General features: G+C 58.9%; 21 protein-coding genes, 1 tRNA gene, 2 rRNA genes, 1 pseudogene and 1 riboswitch (1 of these 26 only partly in view). Of the genes and pseudogenes, 10 read left to right on the forward strand and 15 right to left on the reverse strand.

Annotation, left to right across the window (positions count from 1 at the left end; translation table 11 throughout):
* Positions 1–161 precede the first annotated feature (161 nt).
* Positions 162–1,499 carry an MFS transporter gene (locus QD357_RS20500; protein WP_107106515.1) on the reverse strand — a complete coding sequence of 446 codons (1,338 nt, stop codon included), beginning with the start codon at positions 1,497–1,499 and terminating at the stop codon, positions 162–164.
* Between the two features lie 397 nt (positions 1,500–1,896).
* Here QD357_RS20500 and cyoA point away from each other — a divergent pair, with 397 nt between their 5' ends.
* The 5 genes from cyoA (at position 1,897) to QD357_RS20525 (ending at position 7,012) form a co-directional block, all read left to right on the forward strand.
* Positions 1,897–3,054, forward strand: a complete 1,158-nt coding sequence (cyoA, locus tag QD357_RS20505; protein WP_107106514.1) for a ubiquinol oxidase subunit II — start codon at positions 1,897–1,899, stop codon at positions 3,052–3,054.
* 46 nt (positions 3,055–3,100) lie between these two features.
* Positions 3,101–5,104 (forward strand): cytochrome o ubiquinol oxidase subunit I, encoded by a 2,004-nt coding sequence (gene cyoB / locus QD357_RS20510; protein ID WP_331371069.1) that lies wholly within the window; start codon positions 3,101–3,103, stop codon positions 5,102–5,104.
* Between the two features lie 5 nt (positions 5,105–5,109).
* The gene (cyoC, locus tag QD357_RS20515; RefSeq protein ID WP_107106512.1) at positions 5,110–5,739 is read left to right on the forward strand and encodes a cytochrome o ubiquinol oxidase subunit III; all 630 of its coding nucleotides are present in this window, start codon (positions 5,110–5,112) and stop codon (positions 5,737–5,739) included.
* Complete coding sequence (gene cyoD, locus QD357_RS20520; protein ID WP_107106511.1) at positions 5,736–6,149, forward strand: cytochrome o ubiquinol oxidase subunit IV; 414 nt, start codon at positions 5,736–5,738, stop codon at positions 6,147–6,149. Before cyoC ends, cyoD begins: the two co-directional genes overlap by 4 nt.
* Positions 6,150–6,232: 83 nt before the next feature.
* A complete protein-coding gene (locus tag QD357_RS20525) occupies positions 6,233–7,012 on the forward strand; it encodes an SURF1 family protein (RefSeq protein WP_181315984.1) in 780 nt (259 codons plus the stop codon).
* Positions 7,013–7,016: 4 nt separating this feature from the next.
* Here QD357_RS20525 and QD357_RS20530 read toward each other — a convergent pair whose 3' ends face one another.
* Positions 7,017–7,580, reverse strand: a complete 564-nt coding sequence (locus QD357_RS20530) for a histidine phosphatase family protein (protein WP_107106509.1) — start codon at positions 7,578–7,580, stop codon at positions 7,017–7,019.
* Between the two features lie 99 nt (positions 7,581–7,679).
* A riboswitch (cobalamin riboswitch) is annotated at positions 7,680–7,752 on the forward strand.
* 57 nt (positions 7,753–7,809) lie between these two features.
* Here QD357_RS20530 and QD357_RS20535 point away from each other — a divergent pair.
* Genes QD357_RS20535 through QD357_RS20545 form a run of 3 tightly spaced genes read left to right on the forward strand, consistent with a single transcriptional unit; the run spans position 7,810 to position 9,442 of the window.
* The gene (locus tag QD357_RS20535) at positions 7,810–8,019 is read left to right on the forward strand and encodes a CbtB domain-containing protein (protein ID WP_107106508.1); all 210 of its coding nucleotides are present in this window, start codon (positions 7,810–7,812) and stop codon (positions 8,017–8,019) included.
* A 12-nt stretch (positions 8,020–8,031) separates the two neighbouring features.
* Positions 8,032–8,772: a CbtA family protein gene (locus tag QD357_RS20540; RefSeq protein WP_107106507.1), complete on the forward strand. Its 741-nt coding sequence runs from the start codon at positions 8,032–8,034 to the stop codon at positions 8,770–8,772.
* Between the two features lie 34 nt (positions 8,773–8,806).
* A complete protein-coding gene (locus QD357_RS20545; RefSeq protein ID WP_107106506.1) occupies positions 8,807–9,442 on the forward strand; it encodes a hypothetical protein in 636 nt (211 codons plus the stop codon).
* A 141-nt stretch (positions 9,443–9,583) separates the two neighbouring features.
* On the opposite strand, the gene QD357_RS20550 is transcribed toward QD357_RS20545, so the two are convergent.
* The gene (locus tag QD357_RS20550; protein ID WP_107106505.1) at positions 9,584–9,892 is read right to left on the reverse strand and encodes a GCG_CRPN prefix-to-repeats domain-containing protein; all 309 of its coding nucleotides are present in this window, start codon (positions 9,890–9,892) and stop codon (positions 9,584–9,586) included.
* A gap of 275 nt (positions 9,893–10,167) precedes the next feature.
* On the opposite strand from QD357_RS20550, the gene QD357_RS20555 reads away from it, so the two are divergent.
* Entirely contained in the window at positions 10,168–11,769 is a 1,602-nt protein-coding gene (locus QD357_RS20555) for an inorganic phosphate transporter (protein ID WP_107106504.1), read from the forward strand.
* A gap of 84 nt (positions 11,770–11,853) precedes the next feature.
* Here the strand turns inward: QD357_RS20555 and QD357_RS20560 are convergent, their stop codons facing one another.
* From QD357_RS20560 to QD357_RS20580, 5 genes and pseudogenes are all read right to left on the reverse strand, one after another.
* Positions 11,854–12,297, reverse strand: coding sequence for a MucR family transcriptional regulator (locus QD357_RS20560; protein WP_210203674.1), 444 nt, complete (start codon positions 12,295–12,297; stop codon positions 11,854–11,856).
* 147 nt (positions 12,298–12,444) lie between these two features.
* Positions 12,445–12,675 (reverse strand): annotated as a pseudogene (locus tag QD357_RS20565) (helix-turn-helix domain-containing protein); the annotation flags it as partial.
* Positions 12,676–13,061: 386 nt separating this feature from the next.
* Positions 13,062–13,187, reverse strand: coding sequence for a hypothetical protein (locus tag QD357_RS20570; protein ID WP_281397248.1), 126 nt, complete (start codon positions 13,185–13,187; stop codon positions 13,062–13,064).
* Positions 13,184–13,975 (reverse strand): EAL domain-containing protein, encoded by a 792-nt coding sequence (locus QD357_RS20575; protein ID WP_414124906.1) that lies wholly within the window; start codon positions 13,973–13,975, stop codon positions 13,184–13,186. The genes QD357_RS20570 and QD357_RS20575 overlap by 4 nt, the downstream gene beginning before the upstream one ends.
* A gap of 413 nt (positions 13,976–14,388) precedes the next feature.
* Positions 14,389–15,228: a sugar phosphate isomerase/epimerase family protein gene (locus QD357_RS20580; RefSeq protein WP_245407396.1), complete on the reverse strand. Its 840-nt coding sequence runs from the start codon at positions 15,226–15,228 to the stop codon at positions 14,389–14,391.
* A 425-nt stretch (positions 15,229–15,653) separates the two neighbouring features.
* Here QD357_RS20580 and QD357_RS20585 point away from each other — a divergent pair, with 425 nt between their 5' ends.
* The gene (locus QD357_RS20585; RefSeq protein ID WP_107106502.1) at positions 15,654–15,899 is read left to right on the forward strand and encodes a DUF2934 domain-containing protein; all 246 of its coding nucleotides are present in this window, start codon (positions 15,654–15,656) and stop codon (positions 15,897–15,899) included.
* A 116-nt stretch (positions 15,900–16,015) separates the two neighbouring features.
* Here QD357_RS20585 and QD357_RS20590 read toward each other — a convergent pair whose 3' ends face one another.
* From QD357_RS20590 to QD357_RS20620, 7 genes are all read right to left on the reverse strand, one after another.
* Positions 16,016–17,509 carry a cyclic nucleotide-binding domain-containing protein gene (locus QD357_RS20590; RefSeq protein WP_107106617.1) on the reverse strand — a complete coding sequence of 498 codons (1,494 nt, stop codon included), beginning with the start codon at positions 17,507–17,509 and terminating at the stop codon, positions 16,016–16,018.
* Positions 17,510–17,582: 73 nt separating this feature from the next.
* Complete coding sequence (locus QD357_RS20595; protein WP_107106616.1) at positions 17,583–18,017, reverse strand: CBS domain-containing protein; 435 nt, start codon at positions 18,015–18,017, stop codon at positions 17,583–17,585.
* Between the two features lie 209 nt (positions 18,018–18,226).
* Positions 18,227–18,628, reverse strand: coding sequence for a cupin domain-containing protein (locus tag QD357_RS20600; RefSeq protein WP_107106501.1), 402 nt, complete (start codon positions 18,626–18,628; stop codon positions 18,227–18,229).
* 73 nt (positions 18,629–18,701) lie between these two features.
* Positions 18,702–19,463 (reverse strand): SDR family oxidoreductase, encoded by a 762-nt coding sequence (locus tag QD357_RS20605; protein WP_107106500.1) that lies wholly within the window; start codon positions 19,461–19,463, stop codon positions 18,702–18,704.
* Positions 19,464–19,843: 380 nt separating this feature from the next.
* Positions 19,844–19,920, reverse strand: a tRNA-Met gene (locus QD357_RS20610).
* A gap of 308 nt (positions 19,921–20,228) precedes the next feature.
* Positions 20,229–20,343, reverse strand: a 5S ribosomal RNA gene (gene rrf, locus QD357_RS20615).
* A 206-nt stretch (positions 20,344–20,549) separates the two neighbouring features.
* Positions 20,550–22,225: ribosomal RNA gene (locus tag QD357_RS20620) — 23S ribosomal RNA — on the reverse strand; it runs 1,238 nt beyond the window's last position.

A 22,225-nucleotide genomic window follows, 5' to 3' on the forward strand; every position in this document is an offset into this window, starting at 1 on the left:
GTTTGAAAAGGGAGTCAAGATTTAAGGGATCGCTTGTCGGCGAGGTCCAGCCAGGCGCGGAACGTAGGTGGTTTCGATCGCATCGACGATGCACACGGTCTTATCAAAAGAAAAAGCCGCGGCGCTTTCACGCCGCGGCTTTCAATGTTCCAAAGGTTCGATCAGTTGTCGCGCGTTTCCAGCGTTTTGCTAAAGAAGATCGCAACCAGCGTGCAAACCACGCCGGAGAGCAGGTAGAGGCTGGTATAGACCAGACCGAACTGGCTGGAGAGGGCAAGCGCGACGAAGGGCGCAAAGCCGGCACCGATCAGCCAGGAGAGGTCCGAGGTCAATGCCGAACCGCTATAGCGATAGTTCCGGCTGAAACGCGAGGCGCTGGCGCCGGCGGCCTGGCCGAAGGAGAGGCCGAGCAGCGTGAAGCCGACCACCACGTAGACATGGCGGCCGGTGACACCGCCATCGAGCAGCCAGGGTGCGACGAAAGCAAAGGCCGCGATCAACACGGCACCAACGGCAAGCTGATTGCGGCGGCCGATACGGTCGGCGAGCAGGCCGGAACTGACGATTGCGGCGATACCGCAGATCGCGCCGAGGAACTCCACCAACAGGAACGAACCGGGGGTTTGCGCGCTATAAAGTGTTACCCAACCAAGCGGGAAGACCGTGACCAGATGGAAGGTCGCGAAGCTTGCCAGCGGCACGAAAGCGCCGATCAGCACGTCGCGGCCATGCACACGCAGAAGCTCCGTCATCCTGACCGGCTCCAGCTCATGGCGCTCCAGCAACGCACCGAATTCCGGTGTAGCAACCAGACGGAGCCGGGCGAACAGCGCCACGACGTTGACCATGAAGGCGCAGAAGAAGGGGTAGCGCCAGCCGTAGTCCAGGAAATCCACCGTCGAGAGGTTTGCCACGAAATATGCGAACAGAGCGCTTGCCAGCATGAAGCCGGTCGGCGCGCCGAGCTGCGGGATCATCGCATACCAGCCACGACGGTTGGCCGGCGCGTTGAGCGCCAGCAGCGAGGCAAGACCGTCCCAGGCGCCACCGAGCGCGAGGCCCTGAGCGATACGCAAGGCGGCAAGCAGGACGATCGCATAGACGCCGACTTCGTGGTAGCCAGGCAGGAAGCTCATCGACGCCGTGGACCCGCCCAACAGAATCATCGCGATCGTCAGCTTGACGCCGCGGCCATAGGTGCGGTCGATCGCCATGAAGATAAACGAACCGACCGGGCGGGCGATGAAGGCGAGCGAAAAAACCAGGAAGGAAAGCAGCGTGCCGTGCAGGGGATCCGCGAAGGGGAAGATCAGCTTCGGGAAGACCAGGACGGATGCGATGGCGTAAACGAAGAAATCGAAAAACTCGGACGTGCGACCGATGATCACGCCGATGGCAATACTGCCGGGGTCGACAGTACCGCGAGCATGCATATTGCGAGCATCGCGTTCCAAACCGGCGGACGTTGGATTTAATGATTCATGCGTGGCGCTGACCATATACGGGAGCCTCCCTCTCCGGACGCGAATTCCTCCACGAAGTCGCGTCGAGATAAGATGTTTTATCAAACTTACGAACTTATCAAGTATCGTGCATGGAATAATTCGCGAATTAGCGATTGGATCCGGCCGAATTCGGACCTTTTTGCCAAGACAATGCCGGGTTGGCGTGCCGCCACCGGTAGCCATATCCGCCGATCTCGGTATATTAGCCGCGACAAAGGCAACCGGTCGTTGGAAAACCTTCTGGATTTCTCAGGATTTTCCCGATAGGTGACGTTTGCAGTCGATCCCGCATTGCACCCAAGCTTGCTGCGGTGCGACGAAACACCTCATACCGTTCATGACCGCCGTCCTTTAGTCGCGGTACGGTCAATAACAAAAAGAGCTTTGAGACGTGCCAAGACTATCGAAGATTTTCAGCCTGTTATCCGTCCTGCCGCTCACCCTGCTGCTCTCGGGCTGCAATATGGTGGTAATGGCTCCCTCCGGCGACATCGCCGTGCAGCAACGCGACCTTATCGTCGTCTCTACCGTCCTGATGCTGCTGATCATCGTCCCGGTGATTTTCCTTACCCTGTTGTTTGCCTGGAGATATCGCCAGTCGAACGCGACGTCGGTCTATGATCCGGAATGGCATCATTCGACCCGCCTCGAACTGGTGATCTGGTCGGCGCCGCTGGCCATCATCATTGCGCTCGGCGCGGTGACCTGGATCAGCACCCATCAGCTCGATCCCTATCGGCCGCTCGATCGCGTCAACGCCGGCAAGCCCGTAACGACCACCACGAGGGCCGTGAATGTCGAAGTCGTGGCGCTCGATTGGAAATGGCTGTTCTTCTACCCCGATCTCGGCATTGCCACGGTCAACGAACTGGCCGCGCCGGTGGATGCACCCATCAATTTCAAGATCACGGCCTCCTCGGTGATGAACTCGTTCTTCATCCCGGCACTTGCGGGCCAGATCTACGCCATGCCGGGCATGGAAACGAAGCTGCATGCCGTCATCAACCACCCCGGCGAATATCAGGGTCTGTCCGCCAACTACAGCGGCGCCGGCTTCTCGCATATGCGCTTCAAATTCCATGGCTTTAGCCAAGCCGACTTCGACCGATGGGTCCAGAAGGTGAAGAGCCAGGGCACGGCCCTCGGCCGCACGGAATATCTGGCGCTCGCCAAGCCGAGCGAAAGAGAGCCGGTGCGCTACTTCAATTCGGTCGACGACGGTCTCTATGACGCCATCCTCAATATGTGCGCCGATCCCAGCAAGATGTGCATGGGCGAGATGATGCATATCGATGCCAAGGGCGGCGCCGGCAAGGACAGCCAGGAAAACCGCGAGCGCTTGATCTACGACAACCGCGGTGCGGATGCCGGTGAGGTCACGCCGGTAAAGGCAAGCGACACCACAGCTCACGAGATGCAGCACGGCGACGCCTCCATGCAGGGCATGGACATGGGCAATATGCAGATGGGCAACGGCGCTTCAGCCGGTTCGTCCAGCGCTACACCGACCGCCGGTTCGTCAACGCCGGCACAGCAGCCGAGCAATTGATCCCGTGCGCTCAGTAACAAGACATTTATAAGGACAGAGGCAATCCATGTTTTCCAACCCGGACCTCTATAAATTCATCTTCGGTCGGCTGACGCTCGATTCGATCCCCTATCACGAGCCGATCCTCGTCGCGACCTTCATCGGCGTCGCCATCGGCGGCATCGCCGTGCTCGGCCTGCTCACCTATTTCCGCCTCTGGGGCTTCCTCTGGAAGGAATGGTTCACCAGCATCGACCACAAGAAGATCGGCATCATGTATGTGGTGCTGGCTTTGATCATGCTGCTGCGCGGCTTTTCCGACGCGCTGCTGATGCGTTTGCAGCAGGCGATCGCCTTCAACGGTTCCGAGGGCTACCTGCCGCCGCATCACTACGACCAGATCTTCACCGCCCACGGCGTCATCATGATCTTCTTCGTGGCGATGCCCTTCGTCACCGGCCTGATGAACCTCGTCGTGCCGCTGCAGATCGGCGCACGCGACGTCTCCTTCCCGTTCCTGAACAACTTCTCGTTCTGGATGACAACGGCAGGCGCGATCGTCATCATGATCTCGCTCTTCATCGGCGAATTCGCAAAGACCGGCTGGCTGGCCTATCCGCCGCTCTCCGGCATCGCCTACAGTCCTGACGTCGGCGTCGATTATTACATCTGGGGCCTGCAGGTCGCGGGTATCGGTACGACGCTTTCGGGCATCAACCTGATCGCCACTATCGTCAAGATGCGCGCGCCGGGCATGACCTTCATGAAAATGCCGGTCTTCACCTGGACGTCGCTCTGCACCAACATCCTGATCGTTGCGAGCTTCCCGATCCTGACCGCCACGCTCGCTCTGCTTACCCTCGATCGCTACGCCGGTACGAACTTCTTCACGAACGACCTCGGCGGCAATCCGATGATGTATGTCAACCTCATCTGGATCTGGGGTCACCCGGAAGTCTACATCCTGGTCCTGCCGGCCTTCGGCGTCTTCTCGGAAGTCGTGGCCACCTTCTGCGGCAAGCGCCTCTTCGGCTACGCCTCGATGGTCTACGCCACCTGCGTGATCATGATCCTCTCCTACCTCGTCTGGCTGCACCACTTCTTCACGATGGGCTCGGGCGCCAGCGTCAATTCCTTCTTCGGCATCACCACGATGATCATCTCGATCCCGACGGGTGCGAAGCTCTTCAACTGGCTGTTCACGATGTACCACGGCCGCATTCGCTACGAGCCGCCGATGCTGTGGACCGTCGGCTTCATGGTGACCTTCACCATCGGCGGCATGACCGGCGTCATGCTTGCGGTTCCGCCGGCCGACTTCGTGCTGCACAACTCGCTGTTCCTGATCGCCCACTTCCATAACGTGATCATCGGCGGCGTGCTCTTCGGCATGTTCGCGGGTGTCAACTACTGGTTCCCGAAGGCCTTCGGCTTCAAGCTCGATCCCTTCTGGGGCAAGATGAGCTTCTGGTTCTGGCAGATCGGCTTCTGGTTCGCTTTCATGCCGCTCTACATCCTCGGCCTGATGGGCGTCACCCGCCGCGTAAGCCAGTTCGACGATCCGTCGCTGCAGATCTGGTTCATCATCGCGGCCTTCGGCGCCGGACTGATCGCCATCGGCATCGCCTGCTTCCTCATCCAGCTCGGCGTCAGCTTCATGAAGCGCGAAGAACTTCGCGATCATACCGGCGACCCCTGGGGCGGCCGTACGCTGGAATGGTCCACCTCGTCGCCGCCGCCGGCCTACAACTTCGCCTTCACGCCGATCGTCTACGATCACGACGCGTGGTGGGACATGAAGAACCGTGGCTATCAGCGTCCGACGGAGGGTTTCATCCCGATCCACATGCCGAAGAATACCGGCACGGGCGTCATCCTCGGCGTTCTCTCCATCGCCTTCGCATTCGGCATGATCTGGTACATGTGGTGGCTTGCCGCCATCACCTTCGTCGCAATGATCGCCATTACGATCGGCCATACCTTCAACTATAAGCGCGACTTCTACATCCCCGCCGATCAGGTCGTGAAGACCGAGAACGAGCGTACGAAGCAGCTCGCAGGACAGGTATAAGACCCATGACGACCCATAGCGCACCAGCTCTGAAAGACGGCGAAACGCCCGCCTTCTACCTGAAGGAAGAGCATCATCCCGAAGGCAGCACGATGCTGGGCTTCTGGATCTACATCATGAGCGACTGCCTGATCTTCGCAGTGCTCTTTGCGACCTATGCCGTGCTTGGCCGCAACTATGCGGCCGGCCCGTCGCCGGCTGACCTGTTCGAGCTGCCGGTCGTCGCTCTCAACACGACGATGCTGCTGCTCTCCTCCATCACCTACGGCTTTGCCATGCTGATGATGGAAAAAGACAACAAGTCGGGAACGCTGTTGTGGCTGGCKATCACCGGCCTCTTCGGTGCTGCCTTCATCTATTTCGAACTCAACGAATTCTATCACCTGATCCTGGAAGGCGCCGGCCCGCAGCGCAGCGCCTTCCTCTCCGCCTTCTTCACGCTGGTCGGCACGCACGGCCTGCACGTCACCACCGGTATCGTCTGGCTGATCACGCTGATGATACAGACAAGCCGCCGGGGGCTGATCGTCGAAAACAAGCGCCGTCTGATGTGCCTGTCGATGTTCTGGCACTTCCTCGACGTCGTCTGGATCGGCGTGTTTTCCTTCGTCTACCTCATGGGAGTTCTCGGATGAGCTCGAACGCCAATCCTTCGCATCATTCCGCTGACGCCCACGGTCATGGTCACGATCACGGCCATGGCGGCCACGAGGCCGGCCACGGCACATTCAAGAGCTACATGACGGGGTTCATCCTCTCCGTCATCCTGACAGCCATTCCCTTCTGGCTGGTCATGGCCAAGGTCTTCTCCGATCCGGCCGTCACCGCGGTGTTGATCATGATCCTCGGCGCCATCCAGATCATCGTGCACATGATCTACTTCCTGCACATGAACACCAAGTCGGAAGGCGGCTGGAACATGATGGCGCTGATCTTCACCATCGTGCTGGTGATCATTGCGCTCTCCGGCTCGCTCTGGGTCATGCACCACCTGAATTCGAACATGATGACCATGTCGCCCGACATGATGCGCAACCTGCCATAACGATCGAGCGGCGGGCGTCCCGACGGATGCCCGCCGCCATTCCCGGCGCCAGATATTCGCCGGACGACTGCGCCGCGCCTCCGATGGAGTTTTGCGCCTTGACCGACATCCCCCCCCCCTCCCTTTCCGAAAAGCCGCGCTCCGCGCTCACGCTTGCCATCTGGGTGATCCTGCTTCTGCTGTTGACTGCGGCGCTCATTGCGCTCGGCACATGGCAGGTGAAGCGGCTGTCCTGGAAGCTGGATCTGATCGCCCGCGTCGATGCCCGCGTGCATGCGCCGCCCGTCGCCGCCCCCGGTCCGGCGGAATGGCCCACGATCGATGCCGCCGGCTATGAATACAAGCATGTCCAGGCAACCGGCACCTTCCTCAACGACAAGGAAGCGCAGGTCTATGCCTCGACCGCGCTCGGTGCGGGTTACTGGGTGCTGACGCCGATGAAAGAGGCCGATGGTACGATTATCATCGTCAATCGCGGTTTCGTACCGAGTGACAAGCGCAATCCGAACACCCGCCCCGCAGGCGAGCTGGCCGGCGAGACGACCGTTACCGGCCTGCTGCGGATCAACGAGCCGAAGGGCACGCTGCTGCGCTCCAACGTGCCGGCGGAAGAGCGCTGGTATTCCCGCGACGTCACGGCGATCGCCGCGGCGCGGGGCCTCCAGAACGTCGCACCCTATTTCATCGATGCGGACGACACGAAGAATCCAGACGACCTACCGGTCGGCGGCCTGACGCAGATCGTCTTCCCCAACAATCATCTCGTCTACGCCATCACCTGGTACGGGCTTGCCGTGATGACATCAGGCCTTGCCGCCTATCTCGTCTATTTCGAGGGGCAGCGGGGGAAGGCGCGCCACTAGAGCGCTATCTTGCAGCATTCGGAAAACGAAGCTGCCAGCGGCGGCCATCGCTGGTCATCTCCACGATGCCGAGCGGCTCGATGTCGATGGTCCAGAACGCCGCAGGCGGCGCTTGCAGCACATGGAGAATGGCGGCGCGAATGATGGTCGCATGCGTAACGACGACGGTGTGACCGCCATCGCCGATGTGGGTCTTCATCCAATCTCCGACGCGGGCGAGCACGGCGGACAAGGGCTCGCCACCATGCGGCGCCGCATCGAAATCCAGCATCCACTGCGTCAGCGCTTCCGGATCGCTCTCATGCAGTTCGGTGATCGGCCTGCCCTGCCAGCGCCCGTAGTCGCACTCCCGGAAAGACAGCTCCTCCCTGACGTCGAGCCCGCAAGCCGCAGCCGTCTGCCGAGCCCGCAGCGCCGGGCTCGTCCACGCCCGGTCGACCGTTGCGAGCCCGGACGGCAGTTGAATACGCTCGAGCGCTTTTGCCTCCAGCGGCTCGTCGCCGGGAAAGCGTCCCTCACGATTGGCGCGGGTCGGCCCGTGACAAATCCAGCTCAGACGCCCTTTCATACAGCTCGATAACTCCATCCTTGTCGCGATTTCGCATCGCGATGGCGTTTGATTGACAACTATCTTTGCTGCCAGATATAAACTTAGTGTTACGGGTGTGGAAGCCGGTGCAATCCCGGCGCGGTCGCGCCACTGTAATCGAAGGGCGGATACCGCCCCTAGAGAGCCAGACCCTTCCCGTAAAAAACCCTTCCGCAAATGGAACGCGTTATTCAAAAAAGGGAATACAATGTCTGACACCACATTCGCACCGACCGCAATCCCGACTCCGATCCCGGCTGGCGAAATCCTGCCCTGGGCGATCTTTGCCGGGCTTCTCCTCATGCTGGCGATCTATTTCATCGGCGCAGAAGAAGGCGCGACGGCGCTGTTCTCCGGATCCTACGTGCACGAATTCGTGCATGACGCGCGCCACCTGCTCGGCTTCCCCTGCCACTAAGGGGTAACGCTCATGGTTGGACGCCTTTTGCTCCGCGGCATGCTGGTCGGAGTGCTTGCTGGCATTCTCATTTTCGCCTTCGCGCATACGTTCGGCGAGCCGCTCGTCGATCGAGCGATCGCGTTTGAGGAGCAGGCTGCCCAGGCGGCAGGTGAAATGCCGGAACCGGAGATCGTCAGCCGCGCCACGCAGGCGGGCCTCGGTCTCTTTACCGGCATCATCATCTATGCCGCAGCGGTCGGCGGGCTTTTTGCCCTGGTCTTCGCCTATGTCTACGGCCGTGTCAGCCCCTTTGGCGCGCGCGGCACTGCCGCCCTGCTGGCTATCGCCGCCTTTATCGCCATTTCGTTGGTTCCCGACATCAAATATCCGGCCAATCCGCCGGCAATCGGCACTCCGGATACGATCGGCGCCAGGACCGAGCTGTTCTTCGTGATGATCGTGGCCTCCATCGTCGCCATGGTTGCCGCGGTATCCCTCGCCCGTCAGTTGGCGGCGCGCTACGGATCATGGAACGGCGCGATCTTCGCCGGCATCGCCTACATCGTGTTCATCGGCCTGGTGCAATACCTGCTGCCGGCGATCAACGAGGTGCCGGAGCAGTTTTCCGCCGTCGTGCTCTGGCGATTCCGGATCTCTTCGCTCGGCATGCACGCGATCCTATGGACGACGCTTGGCCTCGCCTTCGGGGCATGGGCCGAACGCGATCTGCCGCAGGTTCGCAACGGCCGCACGGCCATGCGCCGGGCCTGAAATGGCAAGCCTGATATGTCCCCCGCATGTCTTCATGCGTGGGACTCACTTGCTGAAACCAGCCATTCTATTGTCGGTCTTTTACCTGATCTGCATCCTGAGCCTGCCAATAGAGGCGAAGGCGCATACCGGTGGTTCGTCGGGAAGCCAAGCGGGCATTCCTATACCAAGTCTGAGCCATGGTGAGATGGCTGTGATCGCCCCCTACTACGGGCGTATCGTTGCGCTTGCCTCATCGGCATCCGACACCGACGAGGCGTTCCGTCGCGTGTTGAACTTCGCACAGATTCAGCGCGCCTATTGCCTTTGGGGCGTCATGCCGGGAAGCGTCGCGGATGAGGACAGCCCCTTTAACGAATGCTCGCATGCCTATCTCGCCGCGGCCAAGATGGCGCTGCTGCAGATGCGCACGATGAAGGATGAAAAAGCGGCCGCCAGCGATCTCATCTCCGAAATCGACGGCGTGCTTGTACGCAACAATCTATCGCTTGTTCTCTGCCGTTTCAGTGGCGAGGGCTTCAACACGGCCGACCTTGTCCGGCCGCAGCTCGCCGGCATCTTTCTGCACGGCAAAAGCCTTGCCGCGACGATGCTGGCACTGATGACGGCAGTGACCGCGCTGTGGTGGACCGCGCGGCTCCTGCGGATAAAGCCGGTCGTTGCCGACTAGCGCATTCCAGGAAACGTGCGAAACGGTTTTCCGTCTGGAATGCGTAAAAACAAAGAGATAGAGCGGAAAAGCGATTCCATGAATCGCTGCCCCGCTCTAGTAGACGGCACCCGCCGTCACCGGACGGCGACGTGTCTGATTTCACCAATCCCGCGGCCGGCCCCGCCAACCACCGTCCCAGCCGTCACGATAATAGGGGCGATGGCCATACCAACCCCAGCGCGGCGGTGGCGCTCTGTAATATCCCCAGCCATAGCCGCGCGGCGGTCCATAGCGGTTCGGCCGGCATGCGCCGCGAGGCGTCAAGTGCCAGCCACGGCCGCAGGCATAATCGACGTTTACGACCGGCGCTTTAGCTACGGTTCCAACGGCAGCGATAGGCATCGCTTCTGCCGAAGATACGACAAGGCTGCCGAGGACGGCAGCAACGGCAATCACGGACAATCTCATCGTGATGATCCTCTCTTCAAGTCCCTTGCAAGCGGATTTAAACCCCTGCCGTCTGAACGCCGGGTGAACCGAAAAAGGCATTTTCGCGGCGAAATCAAGACGTTGAACGTTAAGTTGAGATGATCCTTCCATAAGCTTTCGCTTAACGCGAAACGCATCTGCCGGCGAGCAAGCACGATACAACCATGACCCGCATAAGTATCTCTTTATGCGTCATTAGAGGTTCATCAACCGCGCTTAAATGGTCAACTTTATTTGTCATAAAGGAGTTTGAGATGGTCGACGTCGTTTCAAGCAATACTGAGGGTAGCAATCACCCTATTCACGGCGCGGGCGGTTCCGCTAAATGGTTTCTGCCGATCTTCGGCATCGTTGTACTTGGCGGCCTTGCCTATGTTGGCTATGCCCTTGGCAGCGATCTTGCCAATGCTGCCGCGGTTCCGTGGATCCTGCTCGGATTGGCGCTGCTGATCGCGCTCGGCTTCGAATTCGTCAACGGTTTCCATGACACCGCCAATGCGGTCGCAACCGTCATCTACACCCGCTCGCTGCCGGCTGAGTTTGCCGTTATCTGGTCGGGCTTCTTCAATTTCCTCGGCGTGCTGACCTCTTCCGGTGCCGTCGCCTTCGGCATCCTGGCGCTGTTGCCCGTCGAACTGATCCTGCAGGTCGGCTCCGGCTCCGGCCTCGCCATGGTCTTCGCCCTGTTGACCGCCGCCATCGTATGGAATCTCGGCACCTGGTATCTCGGCTTGCCGGCATCGAGCTCGCACACGCTCGTCGGCTCCATCATCGGCGTCGGTCTTGCCAATCAGTTCCTCGCCCCTGCCGGTTCCGCCACGAGCGGTGTCGACTGGTCGCAGGCAAGCAATGTCGGCTTGTCGCTGCTGCTGTCGCCGATCATCGGTTTCTGCCTCGCTGCGCTGTTGTTGCTGGTTTCCAAAGTTCTGATCCGCAACAAGGACCTCTATGAAGCGCCGAAGGGCAATGCGCCGCCTCCGCTGTGGATTCGCGTTCTGCTGATCTTCACCTGCACCGGCGTCAGCTTCGCCCACGGTTCGAATGACGGCCAGAAGGGCATGGGTCTGATCATGCTCATCCTCATCGGCCTCGTACCGACCGCTTTCGCGCTGAACCGGACACCCGATATCAACTACCTCGATGCCTACAAGGCAGCCTCGACGCAGGTCGAAACTGTCCTCGGCAAGTATGTGAAGCCCGGCGTTGCCACGCCTGCGGACCCGAAGGCTGTCGTCAGCGATGCCGTGAAGAGCAAGACCTGGACGGACGCAACCACCCCGGCACTGCAGGCCTATATCCACGCCACGAGCGTCGAGATCGCCGCTTATCCGAGCGTCGAAAAGTTGCCGAACGGCCTCGTCGGCAACGTTCGTAACGACATCTATCTGATCGGTGAATCGCTGAAGCTGATCGACAAGCAGAAGCTGCTGCCGATGAGCGCCGACGACCTGAAAGCCGTGACCAACTATCACGCCGCCGTCGATCACGCGACCAAGTTCATCCCGCTTTGGGTGAAGGTTGCCGTGGCGCTGGCACTCGGCCTTGGCACCATGGTCGGCTGGAAGCGCATCGTCGTCACCGTCGGCGAAAAGATCGGCAAGACCCACCTGACGTATGGCCAGGGTGCAGCCGCCGAAGTCGTCGCCATGCTGACGATCGGTGCGGCCGACCATCTCGGCCTGCCGGTTTCGACGACGCACGTCCTATCCTCCGGCGTCGCCGGCACCATGGCCGCCAACGGTTCGGGCCTGCAATGGTCCACCGTTCGCAACATGCTGATGGCCTGGATCTTGACCCTGCCGGCCTCGATCGCGCTTGCCTTCGTGCTCTTCATCGTGCTTCGCCAGGTCTTCTAACTGGCGTCACAAGTTATCGAGCMGGCTGTCGTTTAGCCGGCAAATATCGCTGGAGGTTGATGGCGCCCTTCCCCAAGGGCGCCATTATTCTTGCGGCTTGTTACCGTTGGCGCCGAGGCCGGAGAGTTTGGCGAGTTCCGAACGGCGGTTCGCATAGTTCTGGGCGACCATCGGATAGTTGGGAGCAAGACCCCATTTTGCCCGATATTCCTCAGGCGTCATGCCGTAGTGGACGCGCAGGTGCCGTTTGAGCGTCTTGAAGCGTTTTCCATCTTCAAGGCAGATGATGTAGTCGTTCGTCACCGACTTCTTGAGATCGACGGCGGGAACCGGCCTGGTTTGCTCCAGCGGAGGCGCGGATCCATCCAAAGCCTGCAACGCTTCATGCACATCCGCGATCAACTTCGGAAGGTTGCCGACAAGAATGGGATTGTGGCTGACATAGGCCGAAACAATCTTCACACAGCCATCAAACAGAACATGCATTTGCGGCTGGGGCTGGTCTCTTCTGCTGCTGAAAGCGTCCATCATCGTTTCCCGGATCTCGTGTGGCCTGGTGTGAGCCGCCTCGCGTGATTGCTTCATGTACAAACCCATTCGTGAATCTTGCATTGGTTCAAACTCCACAGGTTTTGGTTTGCGGCATCTTCGGCATCCCTGGATGAGGACGCCTGCTCATTGTCGGTCTTTCTCCACGGGCTCGGCATGGCCGGCCGCATCTGCAAAATCCTCTGCGGCGTCTGCAAAGTCCTTTGCAGGATCGGCAAAATAGGTGGCCAGCTTGGTACATAGGACGATAAGGGGAATGCCGAGCATGAAGGCGGCATAGGTTGGATTGCCGTTGCAGTGACGCAGGGTCTGAAGGATCAGCCTGCGCTCGACATCCTCCACGGTCTGGCCGACGAGAACACCGACGGCGGTGTTCACCGTGTGCGGCGCCAGGCTGTCATCGCAGGCGGAGAGATGTGCGACGATCTCATCGATCAGCCGCTCTTCGCTCGCCGTCGCCAGCACGATGCCGGCGGCACGGTCGAGTTCACAAAAGACATAAAGGCCGTTTTCGGCGTCGATCGTGACCCGTCCGGAGACATCTCCCAACACGTTGCGAATGACGATATGCGGGTCCTCTCCGCCCACAAGGGCGAACGGCAATCCGCTACCAATGTAGGAAGCGCCGGGGAACAGGCCCTGCAACTCCTCGAACAGCAGATTAAGCCGCACTTGCGCCTGCACATCCTGTGCTGTGGAGGCAGCGGAGACATCATAATCCCGATGGAAGGAAGGATATTTGATCATACCGTCACCTCCGCGATTGAGGCGGAAAGAAAGGCAGGCAAGCCGCTTTTCCCGCCGATGAACTCCAAGCCGTCGGTTCGTTTTGCCGCGCAGTTTTGTGGGACGAGGGATGGAATATTCATCCAACCTCCCGCAGGCCGAATTTGCCCTTGGTCTGTGGAAGCTGCTGAAGCGCCACGGGCCTGGACAGAAGAAAACCTTGCACATGCGTCGCGCCGCTCGTGCGCGCCGCCTCCAATTGCGCCTCGGTTTCGATTCCCTCGACAATGACCATGGGAGCAAGGCAGGATGCAAAGCCGACCAGATGATAGAGGCTGTCGCGGCCATCCGGGCCTGGCCTGATATCGCGGACAAAAGACGCATCGACTTTGATGATATCGGCCGAGACCTGCAGCAGGTGCGCTGGCGTCGCAAAGCCGGTGCCAAAATCGTCGATCGCGATGCGGCAACCGAGTGCACGTATCATTTTCAATCGTTCGATGGCGGCACCGACCGGCGGATAAGTCTCGGTAATTTCAACGATAAGCCGGGAGGCGAGTTCGGGCTGTTGGCTGATTCGGCTGAAGATATCGGCAAATTGATCCGGCGCCGACAACGTGGCTGCGGATAGATTGCAGCCGAGTGTCAGTGTCGTATCCGCCGTCAAGGCCGCCAGAATCATGTCCAGCATACGGAAATCGAGGTCGAAGCGGCCGACCAATCGTTCCAACTGCGGCACGAAGGCGCCAGCTGTGTGAACGACGCCTTCGGCATCCGTTACGCGCGCCAGGCACTCGGCATAAAGAATCTCTTCGATGTTTTTGACGTCATGGATCGGCTGTACGACAAAGCTCAGGCCGCCCTTGGCGATTGCCTTCAAAATCAGGGCATTATGCCCCTTGTCAGTCCGGTTTCCTCTACCGCTMATCAAGCCTCCAACGGCTGCAAGATGAGCAGCAAACCGAAATTTGGAAAGAAAGGCCGACGTGTGAAAATGACGCAAACAGGCTGGGAGCATGGGATTTCTGGTGCCCAAAAGCCGCCTTTTCCATCTGTGAGACGCCCTCTAACTCAAGGTAACTAGAGTTTCCCTTCCGCAAGCAGAATATGTCGCGTCAAGGCGACAGCATATTTAGAATCAATATATTCCTAATATGTAAACTAGTATCATCAAACATTCAATTGATGCGATTTTTTTGAGTTACTAATTCAATTATTGCCGAAGCGAGCGGCAACAATCTCCGGCCACAAACCATCGGGCGCTATATTGAGGGATGCGTCGGGCACGTAAGTTCTTCCGGCGGGGCCCGCAACAAATACCAGCGAATCACCTCTGGGGCCGCTTTAATCGGGCTGCGGCCACCAGTTCGCTTGCCTTGCCTCCCGCAAGGCATGATCGAGCGGCGCAAGATCTGCATGCCACAGCCGCTCCCATTCGAGACTCATGACGCCATCATAGCAATCGGCAGCCAATGCGGAGAGCAGCGCCGGCATAGGAAACTCGCCGGCGCCCGGGAGCGCGTAGGTATATGGCAGCTTTCCGCTCGCCTTCGAGATGCTATCCTTCACATGCAGATGCCTGACGTTCTGGCGTACTTGCTTCCAGGTCTCCGCAGGATCTTGTCCGCCTTTGCGCCAGGTGTGATGCGTGTCCCAGAGCAGGGCGCAATCGGGTGCCGCTTCCAGAAAACGGCCGAGCGCGTCCGGGTGCGCCAGAAAGTCGTGTGTCTCCACCATGATATCGGCGGCAAAACCCTCGCGGCTGGCGGTCTCGCGCCACCATTCCAGCGTCGACAGTGCCTCGGACAGTTCGCCGGTATCGCCGGTGCTGCCGCCATCGAAAACGCGCAGCGCCTTTATGCCGGCCGCTTCGGCCCATGGAAGATAGCGCAGGAACTCTTCCTTCGCTTGCGGCGTAGCGCCAACGAGACGCATCGATGTGTTCAGCGCGCAAACGGCCACCGGGGAACGCTCCAGGGCATGGACAAGGCCGGCCGGAGTGCCGAAGCGTTCGGCAAAATAGGACGGCAGATCGATCATGCCGCCGAGCGCGCGAATTTCGATCGCGTCGAGGCCGTGGCGTGCTGCCAGAGCGAGCACCTCGTCCAGTTCCAACTCCGCACAGCCCAGTGTCGAAAATGCCAGCGACATTCTTGCGGCTTTGACATCAATGGCGGTAACCATCGCCTCCTCCGCTTGGTTCCAGGGATATCAATATGTCAGCTTCGCCAACGCGATGTCCCTTGGAGACACGAACCAAGCGCGACGCTAGTAACTAAATGGATAATTGTGAAGCATCCTTCGAGCGTCAAGAGCTTGGCGGTAGTGATCGCGGAAACCTCGCGCATTCGAACAGCGTGAAGACACCGATCGAGGCCTCCACCATGCTTGTCATCGTCCCCACGAGGGAGCTTAGCGAGCGTTTCTGATGCGCCGATCCGCGGCGCCTATAATTTTTATCAGAAGCCGGGAACATTCCCTTCAAATGTTGGTTTTCCGTCCGTGGTCGAGGGCGCCTGAAAATTCCCACAAAATGTTGGCGTCCGCCGGCACACATTCATCGAGACAAAAATTTCCTAAAAACGTTCCTTGATCTGGAGGAGACCATAATGCCGACTGAACAGGCACATGAGTGGATCAAAAAACGTGCATATTCTTTGTGGGAAGAAGCTGGCCGTCCCGACGGCCGCGATCAGGAACATTGGAATCAGGCTGCCGCCGAACGGGAAGATCTTGAGAGAACACGGGCCTCCGTGGACGGCGAGGAAATCCTCATCAGATTCAGAGGGAAAGAGCCGAGTCTCGGTAAAAGAGCCGGACTTCCACCATTCTCCAAATTGACCGGCACGCGATAAGGGCTGGGCATAGAGAGAACAGCCAAGCCAGCCCAGGAAGCCGCCACACATGCCGGTGGCCCTGCAAGGGCGACTTTTCGTTGCACACCCCGTCGCCAATAGCGGCGCAATAATTGCTAGCTGCGGAAGATCGTCCGCATCGCCTTCAGGAAGGCGCGGGCGCTCCGTTCCTCTCCCCCCTTTGTCGAGAGGGGCAGATGGCGAACGTGATCGGCGCGGGCGGAAAGTCTTGCGGCTATTTCCTCCGCCATGGCCGGGCGCGCGTCGAGCAGGGGCGCAAAACTCTGCTGATCGATTTCGTAGACAGTGACGCGCGTGAGCGCCTGCAGCGTGCAGACTTCGCCCATTCCCGCGAGCAAACCGCTCTCGCCGAAGAAATCCCCTGGCGACAGCCGTCTCTGTTCCTGCTCGCCATGACGCATTGCGACGATGCCGGCGCGGATGATCATCATGGAAGCCAGCATTTCTCCCTGATGAACGATGACATCATTCTTCTGATATTCGCGGACCGCACATGATCCGGCGAGGAGCTCCTTCTCGGACCCCGTCAGGCCAACGAAAATGGGAATCGCTTCAATGAGGGCAAGCGGCGTGATCTCGGGCGGCTTGGCGCGCTCTTCCGTGGGCGGTTCGGTCATCAGCGCGATAGCTGATGGTGGCATCGCCAGCAGTAATCCGGCGGATTTGCAGTGGCGATAAAACAGGTCCATCACTTCATTTCGGGCTTTCGTCCGCAGCGATGGGTTCTTTACCGAGAACTGCAGCTCAACTTCCAGGGCAACGGCATCCAAGTTCTTCAGCGCTACCTGCGGGGGCGGCTCCCTAACGATCGAGTTACAGCCGGCCAAGACCGCGTGCATAACGTCCTCGACGATGGAGGGCATTCGCGTCGGCGCGACTCGCACCGTCATTTTGAGGAGATGCGTTTCATCGGGCTGGCTGATATTCGTCAGTCCGAGCTTGGCAAGCACGCTGTTGGGCAGAGCGACGACATTGTTCGCTCCGGTCAGAACCTGCGTCGACCGCCATGTGCTGGCAATGACACGCCCTTCCGTCCCGTCCGCAAGCAGAATCCAGTCGCCCAAGGAGTAGCTGCGGCCGAGCGTGAGAGCGATGCCCGAGAAAACATCCCCCAGGGTGTTTTGGAGTGCCAAACCAAGGACGATTGCAATCACGCCGGACGTGGCGACCAGCGTTCCGATCGGAATGCCAAACACGAAGGCCAGAGCGGACAACGTGACACAAAGGTAGACCAGCCCGACGACGATATCCTGCAGAAGGTGAGCTTCGCGTGGCTTGCCTTCGAGAACCAGATAAATGCGTACGAAGCCGATGATGGCCCATGCGAGATGAAGCCACCACAGCAGCTTCGCCATGATGACGACAAAGGCATGAGCATCTTCAAGACCGTAACCTTGAAACCGGCTGGGCGAGATATCGCTGTAGACAAGAACGGCGGTCATCGCGGCAAAGAAGGCAATCTCTACGACAAGCCGGAGGTTCGCCCGCCAACGCGGGATCAAGTGCCATACGACTATTCCAGCCAGCTCGAGAATGATCAGCCATGCCAGAGAAGCGCGCGCGAGTCCGTCAAGATATGCCTGCAGCATGATGATCATCTCTCGGCGGCGGCAACATTGATAATGATTGAATATCGAGAGGCCGATCTCAGGCCGTTGCCACTTACCTGTAGCCCGTTCCCGCTATGTAATCCGCCAGCATATGCTCCTGGAGCTGTTCCTGTTCAAAGAGCACCTTCATCGCATCGCGGATATCGAGAACGCCAAGAGGCTTCGAATCCGTACCGAGTACCGGCATGTTTTGAAGACGCTGCACCACCATGATCTGCCAGACAGCCAGGAGCTCATCATTGGGATCGCAGGAGACGATATTCCTGCTCATGAGCGTCACCACCGAGGCCTCCGGCTCTCGATCCGTAAGGTGGCGAATAAGGTCGGACTTGCTGAGCACGCCGGTTGCTTTCCCGTTCTCGCCGCTGACGACGGCCAATCCTATCCCAGGATTGGAAAGCGAAAGAGCGGCAGCCTGCAGCGTGGCGTTGATATCGATCACCATCAGGCGAGCCGATGTCATTGTGTAGAGCCGTTCGATGCGCATCATCGCCTCCTGTCGGTGCCCAACGGCCGACTGCCGGGGCAATAGATGTTTCGCTCGCGGCTTCGGCTGCCGAATTCAATGCCTGCCCTCATTCGCCGCAGGCCGCCGATCCCCATAGCCGAAGAGCTCGATCGAAGTGACGCCGCGACGCGACGCCACTTCGAGATGCGGCAAATGTTAGTGGGAGGCTTGCCGCGAGATGATCGAACTCATTTCTCGTAGGTCGTCAGGTTGGTCTCGTTGGTGTCGACAACGAACACGGCAAGCAGGCGAGCAGGCTTCGTCTTGCTACCATTCTCGCTGATACCGTGATGATCGCCCGGGAACTCTGAAAAGCTTTCGCCGGCACGATAGACCTTTACCGGTCCGTCATTGACCTTGCTTCGGATCGATCCCTCAAGGACCGTTGCGTAGATGAAAGCGGAGGCTGGATGCGTATGAGCAGGCGAAGTGCCGCCCGGTTCATATTCGACGAGCACGGCTTTGATACTCTTGCCGGGAACGTTCGGCAGCGCATGCTCGTAGACGAGTTTGGCCGAGTCGCCATGGGCGTTTGCTGTGGTCACGGAAGCGGCGGCCAGCGCCAGCGCACCAAGGAATATCCTGATCATGTGAAATCTCCAATTTGAGAATGGAGGAGAGCGGACGGCCTGGCGACCAACCAGGCCTCGGCAATCCTGATTGTCAGTTCTTGCGGGCAGATTGGCTGAACCAAGTGTCGAAACGGACAGCGCCTATGCGTGGCTTGTCCCCTTCCCGAGGAACGAGCGAACCGTCATCCAACTCCGTACCGAAATAGAGCGCGTGCGGATCCCCTACGACCTTGCGCTGATCGTTGCTCGCTTTCAGGAACCGCCCGACAATGTCGGTGAAGCGCCCACGTTCAGGCCCGGCAATATAGACGATACCGTTCACCGGCGGGGCCAGCGCCACATCCGCCATGACATCAGCAACATCGTCCGAGGCGATGGGCTGAAAATTGACGGCCGGCAGGTGCACGGTGTCGCCGACCGTTGCCGATTGAGCGATCCCGCCCAAGAACTCGAAGAACTGCGTCGAGTGAACGATGGTATAGGGGATCTTGGAAGCCCTGATCAAATTCTCTTGGGCCATCTTGGCGCGCAAATAGCCGCTTTTCGGCAGGCGCTCAGTGCCGACGACCGAGAGCGCGATATGGTGCTTCACCCCGGCGGCTTTTTCCGCGGCAAGCAGGTTTCGGCCGGAGGTTTCGAAAAACTCCAGGACGGCCTTATCCTCGAAGGATGGCGAATTCGCCAGGTCAAGTACGACCTGTGCGCCGGCAAGAGCTGCCGCCAATCCCTCTCCGGTGATGGTATTCACCCCGGTATTCGGCGAGGCAGCGATCACTTCGTGACCCTTCTTGCGCAGCCGCTCCGCCGTCTTTGAACCGATAAGGCCTGTGCCACCGATAATAACGATTTTCATGTCCAGTCTCCCGATTTCCGATTTAGAAATTGCTCTTGCAGTGGTCGTGACCAATGCCGGGGAGAATGCGCCAAGCCGGCGCGCGAGCCTATCGAACGGAAGCATTGGCCACACGATGCCAAAGTGTAGGTTGGCTATATCGGATGATTGGCAATCTTGGCCGAAACGAACTCGAGGCGGCGCCTCTAGGTATTGGCTGGGTTTGCCAGACGGGCAAGCAGCCTGACTGCGCGCTKGGTGTCTGGGCTGTATGCGCGTCTTTATGTTGGCGAGGGCCATTTGATATCGTCGCCGCGACGGCATCCTAAAAACGCAGAAAGCCCCGTGTGGGGCTTTGTGTGTGATCTTTGGCGGCTTTGTTGTGTGGAAGGAAGCTGGATTGGTTGCGGGGGCAGGATTTGAACCTGCGGCCTTCAGGTTATGAGCCTGACGAGCTACCGGGCTGCTCCACCCCGCGCCATCCGAGCAAACCGCTTGCGGTTTGTCCGCCCTCGAGCGAACTGCTTTGCAGTTCGTCTCGACGCAGCAAGCCTTACGGCTTGCGTCATCCGAGCAAATCCGGAGGATTTGTCCGTGTTAGGTGGGCACCTTTTGGAGCACACCTGTTTTCGAGACAACTGTATTTGGGTCTCGAAGTCGTATTTCCAGAAGCGACAAAGGCCGCTTGTTAGCGGCCTATTGTAACACGGCTAGGCCGTTTGTTGATCAGAGAAGATTGTAATCGGACAAACCCTATTGGGTTTGCTCGGAAGTTGCGATTGGCAGACCTGGCAGCGACCTACTCTCCCGCGTCTTAAGACGAAGTACCATGGGCGCAGGGGCGTTTCACGGCCGTGTTCGGAAAGGGAACGGGTGCAGCCACCCCGCCATAACCACCAGGTCGGCAAAGCGCAACTTTGAATGAGAAGCTGGATTTTTTAAACACGTCGTTGGATGCGTTTTCGGACAAAGTCCGCAAGCGCAGAGCGCGTCGCCGGCAGTCCGGCGCGCCGTCCGCAGCATAGGGTCGAAGACCCGTACATGCGTGAGGACAAAACTCATTGCAGATGAACGTTTACGTTCGTCTGATGAGCATGAGCAATGGGAACGATCAAGCCAATCGAGCTATTAGTACCGGTAAGCTTCATGCGTTGCCGCACTTCCACACCCGGCCTATCAACGTGGTCGTCTACCACGGCTCTGATAGGGAACACTCGTTTTCAGGTTGGTTTCCCGCTTAGATGCCTTCAGCGGTTATCCATTCCATATATAGCTACCCTGCTATGCCCTTGGCAGGACAACAGGTCCACCAGAGATATGTCCATCCCGGTCCTCTCGTACTAGGGACAGATCCTGTCAATATTCCTACACCCACGGCAGATAGGGACCGAACTGTCTCACGACGTTCTGAACCCAGCTCACGTACCGCTTTAATTGGCGAACAGCCAAACCCTTGGGACCTGCTCCAGCCCCAGGATGCGATGAGCCGACATCGAGGTGCCAAACAACCCCGTCGATATGGACTCTTGGGGGTCATCAGCCTGTTATCCCCGGCGTACCTTTTATCCGTTGAGCGATGGCCCTTCCACGCGGGACCACCGGATCACTATGACCGACTTTCGTCTCTGCTCGACTTGTCAGTCTCGCAGTCAGGCGGGCTTATGCCATTGCACTCGACGACCGATTTCCGACCGGTCTGAGCCCACCATCGCGCGCCTCCGTTACTCTTTCGGAGGCGACCGCCCCAGTCAAACTACCCACCATACACTGTCCCGGATCCGGATGACGGACCGCGGTTAGACATCCATGACGATAAGGGTGGTATTTCAAGGATGGCTCCACAAGAACTGGCGTCCCTGCTTCAAAGCCTACCACCTATCCTACACATGCCGACACGAATGCCAGTGTAAAGCTATAGTAAAGGTGCACGGGGTCTTTCCGTCTGACCGCAGGAACCCCGCATCTTCACGGGGAATTCAATTTCACTGAGTCTATGTTGGAGACAGCGGGGAAGTCGTTACGCCATTCGTGCAGGTCGGAACTTACCCGACAAGGAATTTCGCTACCTTAGGACCGTTATAGTTACGGCCGCCGTTTACTGGGGCTTCGATTCAGAGCTTGCACCCCTCCTCTTAACCTTCCAGCACCGGGCAGGCGTCAGACCCTATACGTCGTCTTGCGACTTCGCAGAGCCCTGTGTTTTTGGTAAACAGTCGCTACCCCCTGGTCTGTGCCACCCTCACATGCTTGCGCACATAAGGGTCACGCTTCTTCCGAAGTTACGCGTGCAATTTGCCGAGTTCCTTCAACATAGTTCTCTCAAGCGCCTTGGTATACTCTACCTGACCACCTGTGTCGGTTTCGGGTACGGTCTATACGGTGGAGCTATTTCCTGGAACCGCGTCCCTGCAAGATCAATCCAATAAGACCTTACAAGTTGAGCAATCCGTCACTACCACCAGGCCCACGAATATTAACGTGGTTCCCATCGACTACGCGTGTCCGCCTCGTCTTAGGGGCCGGCTAACCCTGCTCAGATTAACTTTAAGCAGGAACCCTTGGTCTTTCGGCGAGAGGGTCTCTCACCCTCTTTATCGTTACTCATGTCAACATTCGCACTTCCGATACCTCCAGGATGCCTCACGGCTGTCCCTTCACTGGCTTACGGAACGCTCCGCTACCACTCCTCAAAGAGGAATCCTCAGCTTCGGTGCATGGCTTTAGCCCCGTTACATTTTCGGCGCAAAGACCCTTGACTAGACCAGTGAGCTGTTACGCTTTCT

The organism is Rhizobium sp. BR 317 (assembly GCF_047445835.1).
GTDB lineage: Bacteria > Pseudomonadota > Alphaproteobacteria > Rhizobiales > Rhizobiaceae > Rhizobium > Rhizobium paranaense.

What these genes read in the sequence shown, in the direction of transcription:
- QD357_RS20555 (WP_107106504.1), top strand. Translation starts at nt 10,168, where the DNA reads ATGGTCGACGTCGTTTCAAGCAATACTGAGGGTAGCAATCACCCTATT.
- QD357_RS20585 (WP_107106502.1), top strand. Translation starts at nt 15,654, where the DNA reads ATGCCGACTGAACAGGCACATGAGTGGATCAAAAAACGTGCATATTCT.
- QD357_RS20595 (WP_107106616.1), bottom strand. Translation starts at nt 18,017, where the DNA reads ATGCGCATCGAACGGCTCTACACAATGACATCGGCTCGCCTGATGGTG.
- QD357_RS20570 (WP_281397248.1), bottom strand. Translation starts at nt 13,187, where the DNA reads ATGAATATTCCATCCCTCGTCCCACAAAACTGCGCGGCAAAACGAACC.
- cyoD (WP_107106511.1), top strand. Translation starts at nt 5,736, where the DNA reads ATGAGCTCGAACGCCAATCCTTCGCATCATTCCGCTGACGCCCACGGT.
- QD357_RS20550 (WP_107106505.1), bottom strand. Translation starts at nt 9,892, where the DNA reads ATGAGATTGTCCGTGATTGCCGTTGCTGCCGTCCTCGGCAGCCTTGTC.
- QD357_RS20600 (WP_107106501.1), bottom strand. Translation starts at nt 18,628, where the DNA reads ATGATCAGGATATTCCTTGGTGCGCTGGCGCTGGCCGCCGCTTCCGTG.
- QD357_RS20540 (WP_107106507.1), top strand. Translation starts at nt 8,032, where the DNA reads ATGGTTGGACGCCTTTTGCTCCGCGGCATGCTGGTCGGAGTGCTTGCT.
- QD357_RS20560 (WP_210203674.1), bottom strand. Translation starts at nt 12,297, where the DNA reads ATGGACGCTTTCAGCAGCAGAAGAGACCAGCCCCAGCCGCAAATGCAT.
- QD357_RS20590 (WP_107106617.1), bottom strand. Translation starts at nt 17,509, where the DNA reads ATGCTGCAGGCATATCTTGACGGACTCGCGCGCGCTTCTCTGGCATGG.
- QD357_RS20525 (WP_181315984.1), top strand. Translation starts at nt 6,233, where the DNA reads ATGGAGTTTTGCGCCTTGACCGACATCCCCCCCCCCTCCCTTTCCGAA.
- QD357_RS20500 (WP_107106515.1), bottom strand. Translation starts at nt 1,499, where the DNA reads ATGGTCAGCGCCACGCATGAATCATTAAATCCAACGTCCGCCGGTTTG.
- QD357_RS20580 (WP_245407396.1), bottom strand. Translation starts at nt 15,228, where the DNA reads ATGGTTACCGCCATTGATGTCAAAGCCGCAAGAATGTCGCTGGCATTT.
- QD357_RS20545 (WP_107106506.1), top strand. Translation starts at nt 8,807, where the DNA reads ATGCGTGGGACTCACTTGCTGAAACCAGCCATTCTATTGTCGGTCTTT.
- QD357_RS20535 (WP_107106508.1), top strand. Translation starts at nt 7,810, where the DNA reads ATGTCTGACACCACATTCGCACCGACCGCAATCCCGACTCCGATCCCG.
- cyoB (WP_331371069.1), top strand. Translation starts at nt 3,101, where the DNA reads ATGTTTTCCAACCCGGACCTCTATAAATTCATCTTCGGTCGGCTGACG.
- QD357_RS20605 (WP_107106500.1), bottom strand. Translation starts at nt 19,463, where the DNA reads ATGAAAATCGTTATTATCGGTGGCACAGGCCTTATCGGTTCAAAGACG.
- QD357_RS20530 (WP_107106509.1), bottom strand. Translation starts at nt 7,580, where the DNA reads ATGAAAGGGCGTCTGAGCTGGATTTGTCACGGGCCGACCCGCGCCAAT.